A 16,307-nucleotide genomic window follows, 5' to 3' on the forward strand; every position below is an offset into this window, starting at 1 on the left:
AATCAGTTCGTGGTTCGTCCCATCGAGCCGCCGACCTTGCGCACCAGTTCGACCAGGGATGGTCCGAGCTCGTGCTGCAGGTATTCGCGGCTGCACTTGAAAGCGGGCTTGCCGCAGTTGAAGGCCATCATGGTGCCGTCCGGGGCCCGGAACGGCACGCCGACGCCGTAGACATCCTTGTCCCACTCGCCCAGCGACATGCAGAAGCCGTACTCCGCATAGTCGCGCAGCGCCTGTTCGACGCCGGCCTGCTGGCGCGCCCAGTCGTCGCCGACGCTCGCACGCACCTGTTCCAGCAGCGCGGCGCGCTCCGCCTCCGGCAGGCCGACCAGGTAGCCGCGCCCGAGGGCGGTGGTGGCCAGCGCCAGCCGGGTGCCGACGCCGCGCTGCAGGGTGATCGAGGCGCTGCTGCGGATCGACTCGACGTACACCATCGACAGGCGGTCGCGCACGCCGATCGATACCGACGCCTGCGATCGTTCGGCCAGTTCGCGCATCATGGGGCGGGCGACGTCGCGCACGTCGAGCCGCGCCAGCATGCCGTAGCCGAGCGCCAGCACGCCGGCGCCGAGGCGGTAGCGGCCCTCGGCTTCCATGTGTTCCAGGTAGCCGAGCTTGGCGAGGGTGCCGGCCAGGCGCGCCACGGTGGGTTTCGGGATCGCCGTGCGGCGCGCCAGCTCGGTCAGGCCCAGCTCGCGCTCCTTGGCGCCGAAGCAGCGCAGCAGTTCCAGGCCGCGGGCCAGGGCCGTGACGAACTGCCGGTCCTTGCCCTCTTCCTTGTCGTCGAACTGCTCGATGTCGTTGCCGTCATCCACCATGTTCATGCCCCGTCTCCCTCTCGTTTTGCCGGCTTCTGCTGCCGGGTCTTAATTCATCCTGTCATATCAATTCTCGTGATGTCAAGCATTTTCAAACCGTTGGTCCGCTATGCGAACCGTGTATAGCCGCGATCAATTTTTCTGATACGAGGCGTGGATTCAGGCTTTACAAGCCGGGAATTTTTTCATATTCTGGGCCGCATCTTCATTTTTCGAACCGCTGGTCCGCTGTGCGAACCGGCGGTAACCAGCGAGACCACGATGAACGACCTCATCCTTTCCCACCCCGAACCGGGCATCGCCTGCCTGCGCATCCACCGTCCCGACGTCCGCAACGCGCTCAACCAGAGCGTGCGCAAGCAGCTGGCCGAACACTTCGGCGCCCTCGGCCAGGACCCGGCCATCCGCTGCATCGTCCTGACGGGCGGCGACCAGGTGTTCGCGGCGGGCGCCGACCTGCGCGACATCGCCGAGGCCACGGCGATCGACATGCACCTGCGCCAGGTGCAGCGCCTGTGGCAGGCCATCGCCGGCTGCCCGAAGCCGGTGATCGCCGCCGTCAACGGCTATGCCTGGGGTGGCGGCTGCGAGCTGGCCATGCATGCCGACATCATCGTGGCGGGCGAGAACGCTTCCTTCGCCCAGCCGGAAATCAGGGTCGGCATCATGCCGGGTGCCGGCGGCACCCAGCGCCTGACCCGCGCCATCGGCAAGTTCCAGGCGATGAAGATGCTGCTGACCGGCGCAGCGATGTCGGGCCGCGAAGCCTTGGCGGCGGGCCTGGCCAGCGAGGTGGTCGAGGATGCGAAGGTGCAGGAACGCGCGCTGGAACTGGCGCGCACCATTGCCGCGATGCCGCCGCTGGCCGCCAGCCAGATCAAGGAAGTGCTGCTGGCCGGCCAGGACGCCTCGCTGGAGGCCGCGCTGATGCTGGAGCGGAAGGCCTTCCACCTGCTGTTCGCCAGCCAGGACCAGAAGGAAGGCATGCGCGCCTTCTTCGAGAAACGCAAACCCTCCTATACCGGACAATAAGAATGAGCACGATTGAACACAGCCCCGAGGCGATCGGCATCGTCGGCTGCGGCCTGATGGGCCGCGGCATCGCCCAGATTTCCGCCCAGGGCGGGATGCCCGTCATCCTGCACGACACCCGCCCGGGTGCGGCCGAGGAAGCGCGCGACGCCATCGCGGCCACCCTGCGGAAGCTGGCCGACAAGGGCAAGATCTCCGCCCAGGACGCGCTGGACGCCGGCGCCCGCCTGTCGGTGGCCGCATCGCTCGACGGCCTGGCATCCTGCACCGCCGTGGTCGAAGCCATCGTCGAAAAGCTGGACGCCAAGCAGGAGCTGTTCCGCCAGCTCGAAGCCGTGGTCTCCGCCGGCTGCATCCTCGCCACCAATACCTCCTCGCTGTCGGTGACGTCCATCGCCGCCGTGTGCAAGGCGCCGGGCCGCGTCGCCGGATTCCACTTCTTCAGCCCCGTGCCGCTGATGAAGATCGTCGAGGTGATCGCCGGTCCGCTGACCGATGCCGGCGTGCCCGAGCGCCTGACCGCCATCGCCCGCCGCATGGGCCATACGCCGGTGCGCGCCAGCGACACGCCCGGCTTCATCGTCAACCATGCGGGCCGCGGCTACCTTACCGAATCGCTGCGTATCCTCGGCGAGAACATCGCCCCGCATCCGGAACTGGACCGCATCCTGCGCGAGGCCGCGGGCTTCCGCATGGGGCCCTTCGAGCTGCTGGACCTGACCGGCCTGGACGTCTCGCAGCCGGTGATGGAATCGATCTACGGCCAGTACTACCAGGAGCCGCGCTTCCGTCCCTCGCCGATCGCGCGCCAGCGCCTGGCAGCCGGCCTGCTGGGCCGCAAGAGCGGCCGCGGCTTCTATGTCTACCAGGACGGCCTGAAGCAGGACGCTTCGGCCGTTGCGGTGCCGCCGCGCAGCGATGTCCCGGTGTGGCTGGGTGCCGCCGATGCGGACGCCTGGCCGGCGGTCGACCGCCTGCTGGACGCGCTGGGCGCGACGCGCGACCGCGGCGAGCGGCCGACCGGGGATTCGCTGTGCCTCGTACTGCCGGTGGGCCAGGACGCGACCAGCCTGGCCGTGGCCGCGCGCCTGGATCCGGCCCGCACCGTGGCGCTCGACCCGCTGTTCATCGATGGCCGCCGCACCCTGATGACCACGCCGCTGACCGATGCCGCCTTCGGCGACGCCGCCCACGCGCTGTTCGCCGCCGACGGCACGCCGGTATCAAGAATCCGCGACAGCGCCGGCATGGTATGCCAGCGCGTGCTCGCCACCATCGTCAACATCGGCGCCGACATCGCCCAGCAAGGCATCGCCAGTCCGGAAGACATCGACAAGGCGGTGACCCTGGGCCTCGGCTACCCGAAAGGACCGCTGGCGCTCGGCGATGCGCTCGGCGCCGCCACCGTGCTGCGCATCCTGGACGGCCTGTTCGACTTCTACCGCGATCCCCGCTATCGCCCGAGTCCGTGGCTGAAACGCCGCGCCCTGCTGGGCGTTTCGCTGCTGACCCCGGAAAACTGATCAATCAAGGACTATCATGCTCGACGCTTACATCTACTCCGGCCTGCGCACCCCGTTCGGCCGCCTCGCCGGCGCCCTGGCCCCGGTCCGTCCCGACGACCTGGTCGCTTCCGTCATCCGCAAACTGGTCGACGAGTCGCCCTTCGACCCGGCCAGCATCGAGGACGTGATCCTCGGCTGCGCCGGCCAGGCCGGCGAGGACAGCCGCAACATTGCGCGCCATGCGGTGCTGCTGTCCGGCCTGCCGCACACGGTGCCCGGCCAGACCGTCAACCGCCTGTGCTCCAGCGGCCTGGCGGCCGTGCTCGACGCCGCGCGCGCCATCACCAGCGGCGAAGGCGAGCTGTATGTGGCCGGCGGCGTCGAAAGCATGAGCCGCGCGCCCTTCGTGGTGGCCAAGAGCGAGTCCGCCTTCGGACGCGAATTCAAGGTCTTTGACTCGGCCCTCGGCGCGCGCTTCCCGAACCCGCGCATCACCAGGGAATTCGGCGGCGACACCATGCCGGAAACCGCGGACAACGTGGCCGAAGACCTCGGCCTGAGCCGCGAGGACAGCGACCGCTTCGCCGCCCTCTCCCAGTCCCGCTATGCCGCCGCGCTGGCGGACGGCTTCTTCGCCGGCGAGATCATGCCGGTGGAGGTCCCGACCGGGAAGAAGACGCCGCCGCGCATCGTCGCCGACGACGAGCAGCCGCGTCCGGAATCGACCATGGAGTCCCTGGCGAAGCTGAAAGTGCTGCAGGAAGGCGGCGTGGTCACCGCCGGCAATGCCTCCAGCCTGAACGACGGCGCCGCCGCCCTCCTCATCGGCAACCGCACGGCCGGCGACAAGGCCGGCGTCAAGCCGGTGGCACGCATCCTGGCCGGCGCCGCCGCCGGCGTCGAGCCGCGCGTGATGGGCCTGGGCCCGGCCTACGCCATCCCGAAGGCACTGGAGCGCGCCGGCCTGACCCTGGCCGACATGGACGTCATCGAGATCAACGAAGCCTTCGCCGCCCAGGTGCTCGGCTGCCTGAAGATGCTTGATGTATCCTTCGACGACCCGCGCGTGAATCCGAACGGCGGCGCGATCGCCATCGGCCACCCGCTCGGCGCCTCCGGTGCCCGCCTGGTCCTGAGCGCGGCCCGCGAACTGCAGCGCCGCAACGGCCGCTACGCCGTCGTCAGCCTGTGCATCGGCGTCGGCCAGGGCCTGGCCGTCGTCATCGAACGAGTCTGACCTGGAGAGCAGCATGTCTGGAGCACTGTCACACATCCGCGTCCTCGACCTGACGCGCGTCCTCGCCGGTCCCTGGGCCTGCCAGATGCTGGCCGACCTCGGGGCCGAGGTGATCAAGATCGAACGTCCCGGCAGCGGCGACGATACCCGCGCCTGGGGTCCACCCTACCTGAAGGACCAGGACGGCCGGGATACCCGCGAGTCGGCCTACTTCCTGTCCACCAACCGCGGCAAGAAGTCGGTCACCCTCGACATCTCGACAGCCGAGGGCCAGGCCATCGTGCGCAAGCTGGCGATGGAGAGCGACGTCTTCATCGAGAACTACAAGGTCGGCGACATGGCGCGCTACGGCCTGTCCTACGAAGACCTGAAGGCGCTGAATCCGCGCCTGGTCTACTGCTCGGTGACGGGCTTCGGCCAGGATGGTCCGATGTCGGGCTTTGCCGGCTACGACTTCATCGTCCAGGGCATGGGCGGCCTGATGAGCATCACCGGCGAGCGCGACGACCTGCCGGGCGGCGGCCCGCAGAAACTGGGCGTGGCCTTTTCCGACCTGATGACCGGCATGTATTCCAGCGTCGCCATCCTCGCCGCGCTGGAACACCGCCACAAGACCGGCGAAGGCCAGTACATCGACATGGCCCTGCTGGACGTGCAGGTTGCCGCGATGGCGAACATGAACATGAACTACCTGGTGTCCGGCAAGGTTCCCAAGCGCCAGGGCAATGCGCATGCGAACATCGTGCCCTACCAGGTGTTCCGCACCCGCGACGGCCACATGGTGCTGGCGGTCGGGAACGATCGCCAGTTCGCCAAGTTCTGCACGATCGCCGGCTGTCCGCAATTCGCCACCGACGAGCGCTTCGCGACCAACAACAACCGGGTGCGCAACCGCGAGATCCTGGTGCCGATGCTCGAGGAAGTGCTGCTGGGCCGCACCACGGCCGAATGGGTCGCGCGGCTGGAAACCGCCGGCGTGCCGGCCGGGCCGATCAACGACATCGCCCAGACCTTCGAACATCCGCAGGTCAAGCACCGCAAGATGAAGCTGGAGCTGCCGCATCCGCAGGCAGGCACGGTGCCCTCGGTGGCGAACCCGATCAAGTTCTCGGCGACGCCGATCGAATACAGGAGCGCCCCGCCGACGCTCGGCCAGCACACGCAGGACATTCTGTCGACGCTGGGCGGCCTGTCCGAGGGCGAGATCGCGGCCCTGCACGACAAGGGCATCGTCTGAGAATCAATATAAACAGTTTGAAATGGAGATGAGCATGAAAGTCCTGGTACCCGTCAAACGCGTGGTCGACTACAACGTCAAGGTCCGCGTCAAGTCCGACGGCAGCGGTGTCGATATCGCCAACGTCAAAATGTCGATGAACCCGTTCGACGAGATCGCCCTGGAAGAAGCGACCCGCCTGAAGGAAGCCGGCAAGGTCACCGAGATCGTGGCSGTGACCTGCGGCGTGACCCAGGCCCAGGAAACCCTGCGCACCGGCATGGCGATCGGCGCCGACCGCGGCATCCTGGTCGAGACCGGTGCCGAGATCGAGCCGCTGGGCGTGGCGAAAGTGCTGAAGGCSCTGGCCGACAAGGAACAGCCGCAGCTGATCATCCTGGGCAAGCAGGCGATCGACGACGATTCGAACCAGACCGGCCAGATGCTGGCTGCGCTGCTGGGCTGGCCGCAGGCGACCTTCGCTTCGAAAGTCGTGCTGGAAGACGGCAAGGTGACCGTGACCCGCGAAGTCGACGGCGGCCTGGAAACCGTGGCCCTGAGCCTGCCGGCCATCGTCACCACCGACCTGCGCCTGAACGAGCCGCGCTATGTGACGCTGCCGAACATCATGAAGGCGAAGAAGAAGCCGCTCGAGACCATCAAGCCGGAAGACCTGGGTGTGGACGTGACCCCGCGCCTGAAGACCCTGAAAGTGTCGGAACCGGCCAAGCGCTCGGCCGGCATCACCGTGCCGGACGTGGCGACCCTGGTGGCCAAGCTGCGTACCGAAGCCAAAGTTATCTAAAGAATATAAGGGAAGATCATGGTCGCACTCGTTATTGCTGAACACGACAATGCCTCGCTGAAGGCCGTCACCCTGAACACCGTGACCGCCGCTTCGCAGTGCGGTAGCGACGTCCACATCCTGGTCGCCGGCTCCGGCTGCGGCGCCGTCGCCGAACAAGCCGCGAAGATCGCGGGCGTGGCGAAAGTGCTGGTCGCCGATGCACCGCATTTCGCCGATGGCCTGGCCGAGAACGTCGCCGAGCAGATCCTGGCAGTCGCAGGCAGCTACTCGCACATCCTGGCCCCGGCCTCGGCCTACGGCAAGAACATCCTGCCGCGCGTGGCCGCCAGGCTGGACGTGGCCCAGATCTCGGAAATCACCAAGGTCGACGCCCCGGATACCTTCGAGCGTCCGATCTACGCCGGTAACGCCATCGCCATCGTGCAGTCCRGCGACAAGGTCAAAGTGATCACCGTGCGCGGCACCGGCTTCGATGCCGCAGCGCTTGACRGTGGCGCGGCCGCCGTGGAATCCGTGACTGCGGTTGCCGATTCCGGCAAATCGTCCTTCGTCGGCCGCGAGCTGGCCAAGTCGGACCGTCCGGAACTGACCGGCGCCAAGATCGTCGTCTCGGGCGGCCGCGGCATGGGTTCGGGCGAGAACTTCAAGATCCTGGAACCGCTGGCCGACAAGCTGGGCGCCGCCATGGGCGCCTCGCGCGCGGCCGTGGACGCCGGCTACGTGCCGAACGACTGGCAGGTCGGCCAGACCGGCAAGATCGTCGCACCGCAGCTGTACATCGCRGTKGGCATCTCGGGCGCCATCCAGCACCTGGCCGGCATGAAGGACTCGAAGACCATCGTCGCCATCAACAAGGATCCGGAAGCGCCGATCTTCTCGGTGGCGGACTACGGCATCGTCGGCGACCTGTTCGAGGTCGTGCCGGCGCTGGTCAAGGAACTGGGCTAAGCTTTAAAGCCGTCGTTCCCGGCATTGCCGGAAACGACTTCCCGCGAAAGCGGGAACCCATACTGAGCAAACCGGAGTTGCAAACGCTGTCGCTTCTCTAACTCGACATGGGTTCCCGCTTTTTTTGCGGTCGACGATTGACGTTTACGTAAACGAAAGAACTAGGAGACCACGGTGAGCTACAACGCCCCCCTGAAAGACATGCTGTTCGTGGTGAACGAACTGGCCAACCTGGCCGAGATCAACCAGCTGCCCGGCTGCGAAGACGCGACCCCGGACACCGTCGAAGCGGTGCTGGAAGAGAGCGCGAAATTCTGCGGTGGCGTGGTCGCTCCGCTGAACCATTCCGGCGACAAGGAACCCAGCTTCTGGCACGACGGCCAGGTCACGACCTCGAAGGGTTTCAAGGAAGCCTTCCGCGGCTTCGCCGAAGCCGGCTGGCAGGGTGTGCAGCACCCGGCCGAATTCGGCGGCCAGGGCCTGCCGAAGCTGGTCGCCACGCCCTGCGTGGAGATGCTGCACGGCGCCAACCTGGCATTCGCCCTGGTCGCGCTGCTGACCGACGGTGCCATCGAAGCCCTGCTGACCGCCGGCAGCGAAGAGCAGAAAGCCCGCTTCATCGAGCCGCTCATCAGCGGTAAGTGGACCGGCACCATGAACCTGACCGAGCCGCAGGCCGGTTCCGACCTGGCCGCCGTGCGCACCCGCGCCGTGCCCCAGGGCGACGGCACCTACAAGATCTTCGGCACCAAGATCTTCATCACCTACGGCGAGCACGACATGGCCGAGAACATCATCCACTTGGTCCTGGCGCGCACGCCGGACGCGCCTCCGGGCGTGAAGGGGATCTCGCTGTTCATCGTGCCGAAGTTCCTGGTCAATGAAGATGGTTCCCTGGGCGAGCGCAACGACGCCCACTGCGTCTCGATCGAACACAAGCTGGGCATCAAGGCCAGCCCGACGGCCGTGCTGCAGTTCGGCGACCACGGCGGCGCCATCGGCACCCTGGTGGGCGAGGAAAACCGCGGTCTCGAATACATGTTCATCATGATGAACGCGGCCCGCTTCGGCGTCGGCATGCAGGGCGTTGGCCTGGCCGAGCACGCCTACCAGCAGGCGGTCGCTTTCGCGAAAGAGCGCGTGCAGTCGCGCGCCGTCGAAGGCTCGAGCGGCCCGGTCGCCATCATCAACCACCCGGACGTGCGCCGCATGCTGATGTCGATGCGTTCGCAGACCGAGGCGGCGCGCGCGCTGGCCTATGTGGGCGCGGCCTACAGCGACCTGGCGCACAGCCACCCGGACGAGTCGGTGCGCAAGGCCAACCTGGCGATCTACGAATACCTGGTCCCGGTCATCAAGGGCTGGTCGACCGAGATGTCCGAGAACGTCGCCCGCGACGGCGTGCAGGTGCACGGCGGCATGGGCTTCATCGAAGAGACCGGCGCGGCCCAGCACTACCGCGACGCCAAGATCCTGACCATCTACGAAGGCACGACCGCGATCCAGGCCAACGACCTGGTGGGCCGCAAGACGGCGCGCGACGGCGGCGCGGTGGCGAAATCCATCATCGCCCAGGTCCGCGCCACCGAAGCCCAACTGGCCGAGCAGCAGGGCGCCGCCCATTCTGTCGATTTCGCTGCGATCCGTTCGCAGCTGGCGGCCGGCAGCGCCGCACTCGAGCAGGTGGTCGACTTCGTGGTCGCCAACACCAAGCTCGAGCCGCGCGCCGTGTTCGCCGGCAGCGTGCTCTACCTGAAGCTGGCCGGCATCGTGCTGGGCGGCTGGCAGATGGCGCGCGCGGCCCTGGTGGCGCAGCAAAAGCTCGACGCCGGCGAGGGCGATGCCGCCTTCTACCGCGCCAAGATCGGCACTTCCCGCTTCTTTGCCGACCACGTGCTGTCGCAGGCGGGCGGCCTGCGCCATGCGATCGTCGAGGGCAGCGCCGGCGTGCTGGCGCTGGATGTCGAGCAGTTCTGAGCGCTGATCGGCGCCGCCCGGCGCCATCGGCTTCGAAAGCGGCGCTTGCGCCGCTTTTTTATTTTTCGATTTGTCGCCTGCGCCGGCGCCGATCGACAAGCTGTGGTGCGCTTCCCGAGCGCTGGGCCAGACACCGGCGCATTTGAGAAATCCTAAAAGTCGGCGGGCCCACCTGTCCAGAATCGGAACTGCTCATCCACCGACAGGAGCTCCCATGGTTTCCTTTCAATCCAGTACGAGTTTCCGGCTGTCCATCGCCGCCGCGATGCTGTCCGCCCTGACCGCCTGCGGCGGCGGCGGTTCGTCGACGCCGGTCACCGACCCCTTGCCGCCGACCCCGCCGGCCGTCCCCGACCCGCCCACCAATCCGCCGCCCCCGCCACCGCCTCCGCCGACCACGCCGCCGACCACGCCGCCGCCGCCCACCGATCCGGCGCCGCCGCCCGACATCAAGCTCGCGGCGGACTACACCGACATCAACGCCGCCGAGCGCCTCAGCCAGGCCCATTGGCCGGCCTGGCCCAGCACCGGGACCAGGATCATCGACGGTGTCGGCTGCGCCACCAGCGAGGCTTACCACATCCATTCGATGCTCTCGATCTACCAGGACGGGGCGCGCCTGCAGGTGCCGGCCAACATCGGGATCACCAGCTGCCACTACGACCTGCATACCCACGACATGACGGGCGTGATCCACATCGAGACCCCGGTACCCAGGGTCTTCACGCTGAAGCAGTTCTTCTCTCTATGGGGGCAGCTGCTGAGCGCCACCCAGGTCGCCGGGCTGGCGGGTGCGCCGACCTTCTACGTGATCCAGAATGAAAAGGTCGCACGCGTGACGACGGATCCCGCCGCGATCACGCTCGAACCCCACAAGGAGATCGTGATCGTCGTCGGTACGCCGCCTGTGGAAGTGCCGCGCTGGAACTGGGCTGCGACTGCCCTGTAGGCCAGCGCCGGGCGGCGCTCTTAGCCGTAGGCGCCGCCCGTGTAGAGCAGGTCGAACAGGCGCGACAGTACCGCGATGACCCCGGTGGCGCCGACCAGCATGGTCAGCACCAGCAGCACCGCGAGCATCCAGTTCGAGCGCGATTCCCGGCCGGACGAGGCGTTGAACTTCGCGTCCCATTTCTCGTCGGGCGTGAGGCCGATCGCCAGTGCTTCGATGAAGCCGACGATGCAGGAAATGAAGATGGGCAGCAGCACCCAGAAGGCATTCGGCGCCTGGCCCACGCCGTAGATGAGGCCGGCGATTGGCAGGCTGCAGACGTGCAGCAGGCCGAGCCGGTCGACGCTGCCGCGGAGATAAAAACGGTGGATGCCGAGGCCGCCGAAGAGGAAGGCGAGGGCGGTGGCGAGGGTCTTGTTCTTGTGGTTCGACATCGACTGCGGGACTCGGCTTGTTGTTGTGAAAAGGAAAGATTGAAGTATCGTCCAAAACGGCCGGGGAAGCAGCATTTTTCGTGGTTTTGGGTGGCGCCTGCCCTGCGCTGCGCTGCCGTCGATGTAGCGTTGTTGGGAAAAATAGGCGATAATGCTGGATTCGGCCGGTCTGCGCGCCGGGTTTTTGATTTTTTGACAAACGCTTGCTGAGGCACGGCGCGGCGCGCTATAATCGTCGGCTTTCTCCGTCCAGCACAATTTTTTGGAAATATTATGGTCGTTATTCGTTTAGCTCGTGGTGGTGCCAAGAAGCGCCCGTTCTACAACATCGTTGCAACCGACTCGCGCAACCGTCGCGATGGCCGTTTCATCGAGCGCATCGGCTACTACAACCCGATGGCTTCGGGCAAGGAAGTTGGCCTGAACATCACCGCTGACCGTCTGGCTTACTGGCAAGGCGTTGGCGCACAACTGTCGCCGACCGTTGCTCGCCTGGTCGCTGGCCAGAAAGTCGCTGCGTAATTAGTCCCCCGGACTAATTACTAGCTCTGCGAAAGTTTTACTGGTTTGACCGATTCAGTAGCAATCCCTGACGACCTGGTTCAGGTCGGGCACATCACCGGCGCCTACGGGATCCGGGGTGGCATCCGCATCGCGCCGTACTCGGCGGATGCCGATGCGCTGCTGAACGTGAAAACCTGGTGGCTCGACAAGCCGGCGCTGCGTCCCGTGCAGGTGCGCAGCGCGAAGTACCATAGTGGCGACGTGACCGCCACCTTGGTCGATGTCACCGACCGCAGTCTCGCCGAGGCCCTGAAGGGTGCCACGGTACAGGTGTCGCGGGCGGATTTTCCGGAACTGCCGGAAGACGAATACTACTGGTCGGACCTGATCGGCCTGGATGCCGTGAACCTGCAGGGCGAAGCCCTCGGGAAGGTTGCCGACATGATGAGCAACGGTCCGCAGTCCATCCTGCGCATCGTGCCGGACGTGAATCCGGATATGCCCGACGCCAAGCCTGAAGAGCGCCTGGTGCCTTTCGTGGACCAGTACGTCAAGACCGTCGACCTGAAGGCAAGACTGATTACCCTGGACTGGGGCCTGGATTATTGACCCCATCCTTCTGAAGCGAGATCCCGATGCAGTTTGACGTCGTGAGCTTGTTTCCCGAGATGTTTGCCGCGCTGACGCAGTCGGGTGTGACCCGACGCGCACACGAGCAGGGCTTGTGGAACCTGTCGATCTGGAATCCGCGCGATTTCACGCAGGACCGCCACCGCACCGTGGACGATCGCCCCTATGGCGGCGGCCCCGGCATGGTGATGCTGGCCAAGCCCCTCGAAGCGACGATCGCCGCGGCAAAGCAGCGCCAGGTCGACCTCGGCCTGCCGGCGCCGCGCGTGGTGTTCATGTCGCCGCAGGGCAAGCCGCTGACGCACGAGCGCGTGATGGCGCTGAAGGACGAGCCCGGCCTGGTCGTGCTGTGCGGCCGCTACGAAGCGGTCGACCAGCGCCTGCTGGACCGTTGCGTCGACGAAGAGATTTCGCTGGGCGACTTCGTGCTGTCCGGCGGAGAATTGCCGGCGATGGCGCTGATGGATGCCGTGGTGCGCCACATCCCGGGCGTGCTGGGCGACGATGCCTCGGCGGTCGAAGACAGCTTCGTCAACGGCCTGCTGGATTCGCCGCATTACACGCGTCCGGAAGTGTATGAAGGCGTGGCCGTGCCGCCCGTGCTGATGGGCGGCAACCACGCAGAGATCATGAAGTGGCGCCGCCAGCGCATGCTGGAAGCGACCGCGAAGAAACGGCCCGATCTGCTGGACAAGGCGCGCAGCGCCGGTCAGTTGAGTAAGGCCGACGAGAAGTTCCTGGCAGGGCTGGACAAGGCTGCCGAATAGAATTGCATCATGTTGGTGCAACGGCGGGGGTAACAACCCGCATGTTTTAATCCCATCCTCTACCGGGCAACCTAGTACAGCGCCGGCACGATGGTCATTGGAGTGTTAAAAATGGATCTGATCCAGCAACTCGAGCAAGAAGAAATTGCGCGCCTCGGCCGCAATATCCCTGATTTCGCACCGGGCGACACCGTTGTCGTCAGCGTCAACGTCGTCGAAGGCAACCGCAAGCGCGCCCAGGCATACGAAGGCGTGGTCATCTCGCGTCGTAACCGTGGCCTGAACTCGAACTTCATCGTTCGTAAGATCTCGTCGGGCGAAGGCGTCGAGCGTACCTTCCAGCTGTACTCGCCGCTGATCGCTTCGATCGAAGTGAAGCGTCGTGGTGATGTGCGCCGTGCGAAGCTGTACTACCTGCGTGAGCGTTCGGGCAAATCGGCACGTATCAAAGAGAAACTGCCGACCCGCAAGACCGCCGCTGCCGCTGAGTAATAGCGTTAGTAGCTTGAAAAAGGCATCCGCAGGGATGCCTTTTTCTTTTCCGGAGAAGCCTTTTGGCAAAACTGCATCTCGATCCCCAGCGCCTGCCCGTCGATTCGATCGCCGGTGAAGCCGCGCTGCCGCCCGAGCGCCTGCGCGCCGACTGGCTGCGCCAGCGCCTGGCCCATCCGCCGGCGTGGATGCCCGAGCTGCCGAACGACTTGCGCGAGCGCTTTCCCAAGCTGCGCCGCGCCGCCGTGCTGGTGCCCATCGTCCAGCGTCCCGAGGGCCTGACGGTCCTGCTGACCCAGCGCACCGCCCACCTGAACAACCATGGCGGCCAGATCAGCTTTCCCGGCGGCAGCGCCGAAGAGCTGGATTCCTCGTCCATCGAAACCGCCCTGCGCGAAACCGAGGAAGAGATCGGTCTGGCGCGCCGCCACGTCGAGATCATCGGCGTGCTGCCCGACCACATCACTGCCTCCAGCTACCTGGTGACGCCGGTGATCGGCCTGGTTGCGCCGCCCTTCGAGCTGGTCGCCGAATCGAACGAGGTCGCCGAGATCTTCGAAGTGCCGCTATCCTTCCTGATGGACGGCATGAACCACCAGCGCATGTCCTTCGAGCTGCCGGAAGGGGCGGGCAGGCGCAGCTTCTACGCCATGCCCTATGAACGCTTCTTCATCTGGGGCGCGACGGCTGGCATGCTGCGCAACCTGTTCAATTTGCTGCGGGCTTGAGAAATTCATGAACTTGGCCCCCCGCCTGCGCGGGCGTCGTTTCCGGCAATGCCGGGAACGACAAACGTCCGCCCGGAATGAGACCGGTCGAACACCGATTTGATTGATTGCTCCCACTGCGCTATCGTAGCGGGCAATGAAGTCTGGCAACAATTCAAAGGAACGTGAATGACCTTTTTCTCCATTCTGTGCGCGCTGCTGATCGAGCAGTTGAAGCCGCTGCGCGCGGATAACCAGATCTACGCCGAGATCAAGCGCTTCGCCATGCGCATCGAAGCCTGGTTCAATGCGGGCCAGGTGAGCCATGGCCGGCTGGGCTGGTTCCTGATGATGGGCATCCTGATGGTGCCGACCGCCGCCATCTACTGGGTACTGATGTACTACGGCTTCGTGTTCGCGGCCTTTGCCTGGAACGTGCTGATCGTCTACCTGACCCTCGGTTTCCGGCATTACAGCCATTACTTCACCTCGATCCAGTTCGCCCTGAACGCCGGCGACGAGCCTACCGCACGGACCCTGCTGGCCGAATGGACCAAGGTCGACACGGTCGGCATGGACAGCACCGAGATCGCCCGCCTGGCCGTCGAGAAATCGCTGATCACCACCCATCGCAACGTGTTCGGCGTGTTCTTCTGGTTCCTGATGCCGCTGGGCCCGGCCTGCGCCGTGATGTACCGCGTGTCCGAATACCTGGCGCGCGCGTGGAACGAGCCCGACCACATGCGCAACGAGGCCTTCGGCCAGTTCGCGGCCCGCGCTTTCTACTGGATCGACTGGATTCCGGTGCGGCTGACGGCGATCGCCTTCGCCGTGGTCGGCAATTTCGAGGACGCGATCTACGCCTGGCGCAACTTTGCCGGCCGCTGGGCCGACGAATCGAAGGGCATCATCCTGGCGGCCGGCGGCGGTGCCATGGGCGTGCGCCTCGGTTCGCCGAACGAGACCGCGCCCCGGGTGCCGCCGGCGGACGCCGCCACCGTCGACCTCTCCGACAGCGAGGCCGACGTGCTGCCGGGCGAGGAGCCGAACGTGCGCGCGCTACAAAGTACCGTCGGCCTGGTCTGGCGTGCGCTGTTATTATGGATGCTGCTCCTGCTCCTGCTTTCCGGCGCGGTATTGCTTGGTTGAACACTCCCGGAAGAGGACGAGGCCGTAAAGTCTCGTCCGCAGGTCTTCTATAAGATATAATACCCGGGTTGTTCTCATCCACGCTTCATGTTTCAGTAAGCCGCACTATGGCCGATTTACCGCAAACCGGGAAAGAACACGCCGACGAATTCTTCATTCTCGGCGTAACGAGTAAGGGCAGGCAGTTCCGCCCGAGTGACTGGGCAGAGCGTCTGTGCGGTGTCATGTCGTGCTTCCGGCCGGCGGGCAGCGGCGGACCGAATGCCCACTTGAAGTTCTCTCCCTACGTCCACCCGACCGTCGTCAACGGCGTCAAGTCCGTGGTGGTCAATAACGCCCTCAAGAATGTCGAGCCCCTGGCTTATCACTTCGTGGTGAACTTTGCCAAGGACAATGACTTGCAGATGGTGGACGCCTGCTACGTCCCGCCACCTGGCGAAAAGAAGCCGGGCGCCTGAAAAACCCCCCATGGCGGCGCCGCATGGGCTCGCCGTACTAGGGTACTGTCTTCGCCCATGCTCCTTGCCCTGAGGGCTTTCTCAGGCGCTCGGCGCGCTATCCCCTGGATTCCGGTGCTAGAATGAGCGCTTGAAGACGGAGGATGCCATGGAAGTCGGCAAGCTCAGCACTACGGACACCGTCTGCTGCTCCCGCGACGAGAGCGTGCAGGGTGCGGCCTTCCTCATGCGCAAGCACCATGTCGGCGACCTGATCGTGGTCGACGAGCCGGATGGCGAGCGTATTCCCATCGGTATCGTCACCGACCGCGACATCGTGGTTTCCGTCATCGCCCTCGGCCTCGATCCCCTCGGCCTGCAAGTGGGCGACATCATGACCGACGACCTGCTCACCGCCGGTGAGAACGACGACATCTACGCCACCATCGAACGCATGCGCCTGCGCGGCATCCGGCGCGTGCCGGTCGTGTCCGACAGCGGCGCCCTGGCCGGCATCGTCAGCGCCGACGATCTCCTGACCTTCCTGGCCGAGGAGATGGAAGAGCTGTCGCGCATCAGCCCCTACCAGCAGCAGCACGAAAGGCGGGCCCGGCAGTAAAAGCCGGCCCAGGGCACTGCTCGGTTCCTGGTAATATGCAACTAACCGACAGCGAACTCGACGTTGACAAGCGGTAAG

The 16,307-nt window shown here is 65.7% G+C and carries 18 protein-coding genes; 16 read left to right on the top strand and 2 right to left on the bottom strand.

What is annotated here, in order from left to right; translation table 11 throughout:
* Nucleotides 1–2: 2 nt before the first annotated feature.
* Nucleotides 3–824 (bottom strand): IclR family transcriptional regulator, encoded by an 822-nt coding sequence (locus AC1DOQ_RS06630; RefSeq protein WP_477361429.1) that lies wholly within the window; start codon nucleotides 822–824, stop codon nucleotides 3–5.
* A gap of 255 nt (nucleotides 825–1,079) precedes the next feature.
* Between AC1DOQ_RS06630 and AC1DOQ_RS06635 the strand changes: the two genes are divergently transcribed.
* The 8 genes from AC1DOQ_RS06635 (at nucleotide 1,080) to AC1DOQ_RS06670 (ending at nucleotide 10,490) form a co-directional block, all read left to right on the top strand.
* On the top strand, nucleotides 1,080–1,850 hold the full coding sequence (locus tag AC1DOQ_RS06635; protein WP_477361431.1) for an enoyl-CoA hydratase: 771 nt from the start codon (nucleotides 1,080–1,082) through the stop codon (nucleotides 1,848–1,850).
* Nucleotides 1,851–1,852: 2 nt separating this feature from the next.
* On the top strand, nucleotides 1,853–3,373 hold the full coding sequence (locus tag AC1DOQ_RS06640; protein WP_477361433.1) for a 3-hydroxyacyl-CoA dehydrogenase: 1,521 nt from the start codon (nucleotides 1,853–1,855) through the stop codon (nucleotides 3,371–3,373).
* A 16-nt stretch (nucleotides 3,374–3,389) separates the two neighbouring features.
* Complete coding sequence (locus AC1DOQ_RS06645) at nucleotides 3,390–4,592, top strand: 3-oxoadipyl-CoA thiolase (RefSeq protein WP_477361435.1); 1,203 nt, start codon at nucleotides 3,390–3,392, stop codon at nucleotides 4,590–4,592.
* Between the two features lie 13 nt (nucleotides 4,593–4,605).
* A complete protein-coding gene (locus AC1DOQ_RS06650) occupies nucleotides 4,606–5,829 on the top strand; it encodes a CaiB/BaiF CoA transferase family protein (protein ID WP_477361437.1) in 1,224 nt (407 codons plus the stop codon).
* A gap of 34 nt (nucleotides 5,830–5,863) precedes the next feature.
* A complete protein-coding gene (locus tag AC1DOQ_RS06655; RefSeq protein WP_477361438.1) occupies nucleotides 5,864–6,613 on the top strand; it encodes an electron transfer flavoprotein subunit beta/FixA family protein in 750 nt (249 codons plus the stop codon).
* A gap of 18 nt (nucleotides 6,614–6,631) precedes the next feature.
* Complete coding sequence (locus AC1DOQ_RS06660) at nucleotides 6,632–7,564, top strand: electron transfer flavoprotein subunit alpha/FixB family protein (protein WP_477361440.1); 933 nt, start codon at nucleotides 6,632–6,634, stop codon at nucleotides 7,562–7,564.
* A 174-nt stretch (nucleotides 7,565–7,738) separates the two neighbouring features.
* Nucleotides 7,739–9,541, top strand: a complete 1,803-nt coding sequence (locus AC1DOQ_RS06665; RefSeq protein WP_477361442.1) for an acyl-CoA dehydrogenase — start codon at nucleotides 7,739–7,741, stop codon at nucleotides 9,539–9,541.
* A 214-nt stretch (nucleotides 9,542–9,755) separates the two neighbouring features.
* Nucleotides 9,756–10,490 (top strand): hypothetical protein, encoded by a 735-nt coding sequence (locus AC1DOQ_RS06670; RefSeq protein WP_477361444.1) that lies wholly within the window; start codon nucleotides 9,756–9,758, stop codon nucleotides 10,488–10,490.
* A gap of 20 nt (nucleotides 10,491–10,510) precedes the next feature.
* On the opposite strand, the gene AC1DOQ_RS06675 is transcribed toward AC1DOQ_RS06670, so the two are convergent.
* Nucleotides 10,511–10,924 carry a TM2 domain-containing protein gene (locus AC1DOQ_RS06675; protein WP_477361446.1) on the bottom strand — a complete coding sequence of 138 codons (414 nt, stop codon included), beginning with the start codon at nucleotides 10,922–10,924 and terminating at the stop codon, nucleotides 10,511–10,513.
* A 273-nt stretch (nucleotides 10,925–11,197) separates the two neighbouring features.
* Between AC1DOQ_RS06675 and rpsP the strand changes: the two genes are divergently transcribed.
* The 8 genes from rpsP (at nucleotide 11,198) to AC1DOQ_RS06715 (ending at nucleotide 16,229) form a co-directional block, all read left to right on the top strand.
* Nucleotides 11,198–11,446: a 30S ribosomal protein S16 gene (gene rpsP / locus AC1DOQ_RS06680; RefSeq protein WP_477361448.1), complete on the top strand. Its 249-nt coding sequence runs from the start codon at nucleotides 11,198–11,200 to the stop codon at nucleotides 11,444–11,446.
* A 45-nt stretch (nucleotides 11,447–11,491) separates the two neighbouring features.
* Nucleotides 11,492–12,037, top strand: coding sequence for a ribosome maturation factor RimM (gene rimM, locus AC1DOQ_RS06685; RefSeq protein ID WP_477361450.1), 546 nt, complete (start codon nucleotides 11,492–11,494; stop codon nucleotides 12,035–12,037).
* A gap of 26 nt (nucleotides 12,038–12,063) precedes the next feature.
* Nucleotides 12,064–12,825, top strand: a complete 762-nt coding sequence (trmD, locus tag AC1DOQ_RS06690; RefSeq protein ID WP_477361452.1) for a tRNA (guanosine(37)-N1)-methyltransferase TrmD — start codon at nucleotides 12,064–12,066, stop codon at nucleotides 12,823–12,825.
* 111 nt (nucleotides 12,826–12,936) lie between these two features.
* Nucleotides 12,937–13,317: a 50S ribosomal protein L19 gene (gene rplS, locus AC1DOQ_RS06695; protein ID WP_477361454.1), complete on the top strand. Its 381-nt coding sequence runs from the start codon at nucleotides 12,937–12,939 to the stop codon at nucleotides 13,315–13,317.
* 62 nt (nucleotides 13,318–13,379) lie between these two features.
* A complete protein-coding gene (locus tag AC1DOQ_RS06700; RefSeq protein WP_477361456.1) occupies nucleotides 13,380–14,045 on the top strand; it encodes a CoA pyrophosphatase in 666 nt (221 codons plus the stop codon).
* A 168-nt stretch (nucleotides 14,046–14,213) separates the two neighbouring features.
* Nucleotides 14,214–15,173 (top strand): CobD/CbiB family protein, encoded by a 960-nt coding sequence (locus AC1DOQ_RS06705; protein ID WP_477361458.1) that lies wholly within the window; start codon nucleotides 14,214–14,216, stop codon nucleotides 15,171–15,173.
* Between the two features lie 107 nt (nucleotides 15,174–15,280).
* A complete protein-coding gene (locus AC1DOQ_RS06710; protein ID WP_477361460.1) occupies nucleotides 15,281–15,631 on the top strand; it encodes a DUF3579 domain-containing protein in 351 nt (116 codons plus the stop codon).
* Nucleotides 15,632–15,761: 130 nt separating this feature from the next.
* Nucleotides 15,762–16,229 carry a CBS domain-containing protein gene (locus AC1DOQ_RS06715; protein WP_477361462.1) on the top strand — a complete coding sequence of 156 codons (468 nt, stop codon included), beginning with the start codon at nucleotides 15,762–15,764 and terminating at the stop codon, nucleotides 16,227–16,229.
* Nucleotides 16,230–16,307: the final 78 nt, after the last annotated feature.

The sequence above is a fragment of the Massilia sp. 01N417 genome, assembly GCF_056399645.1.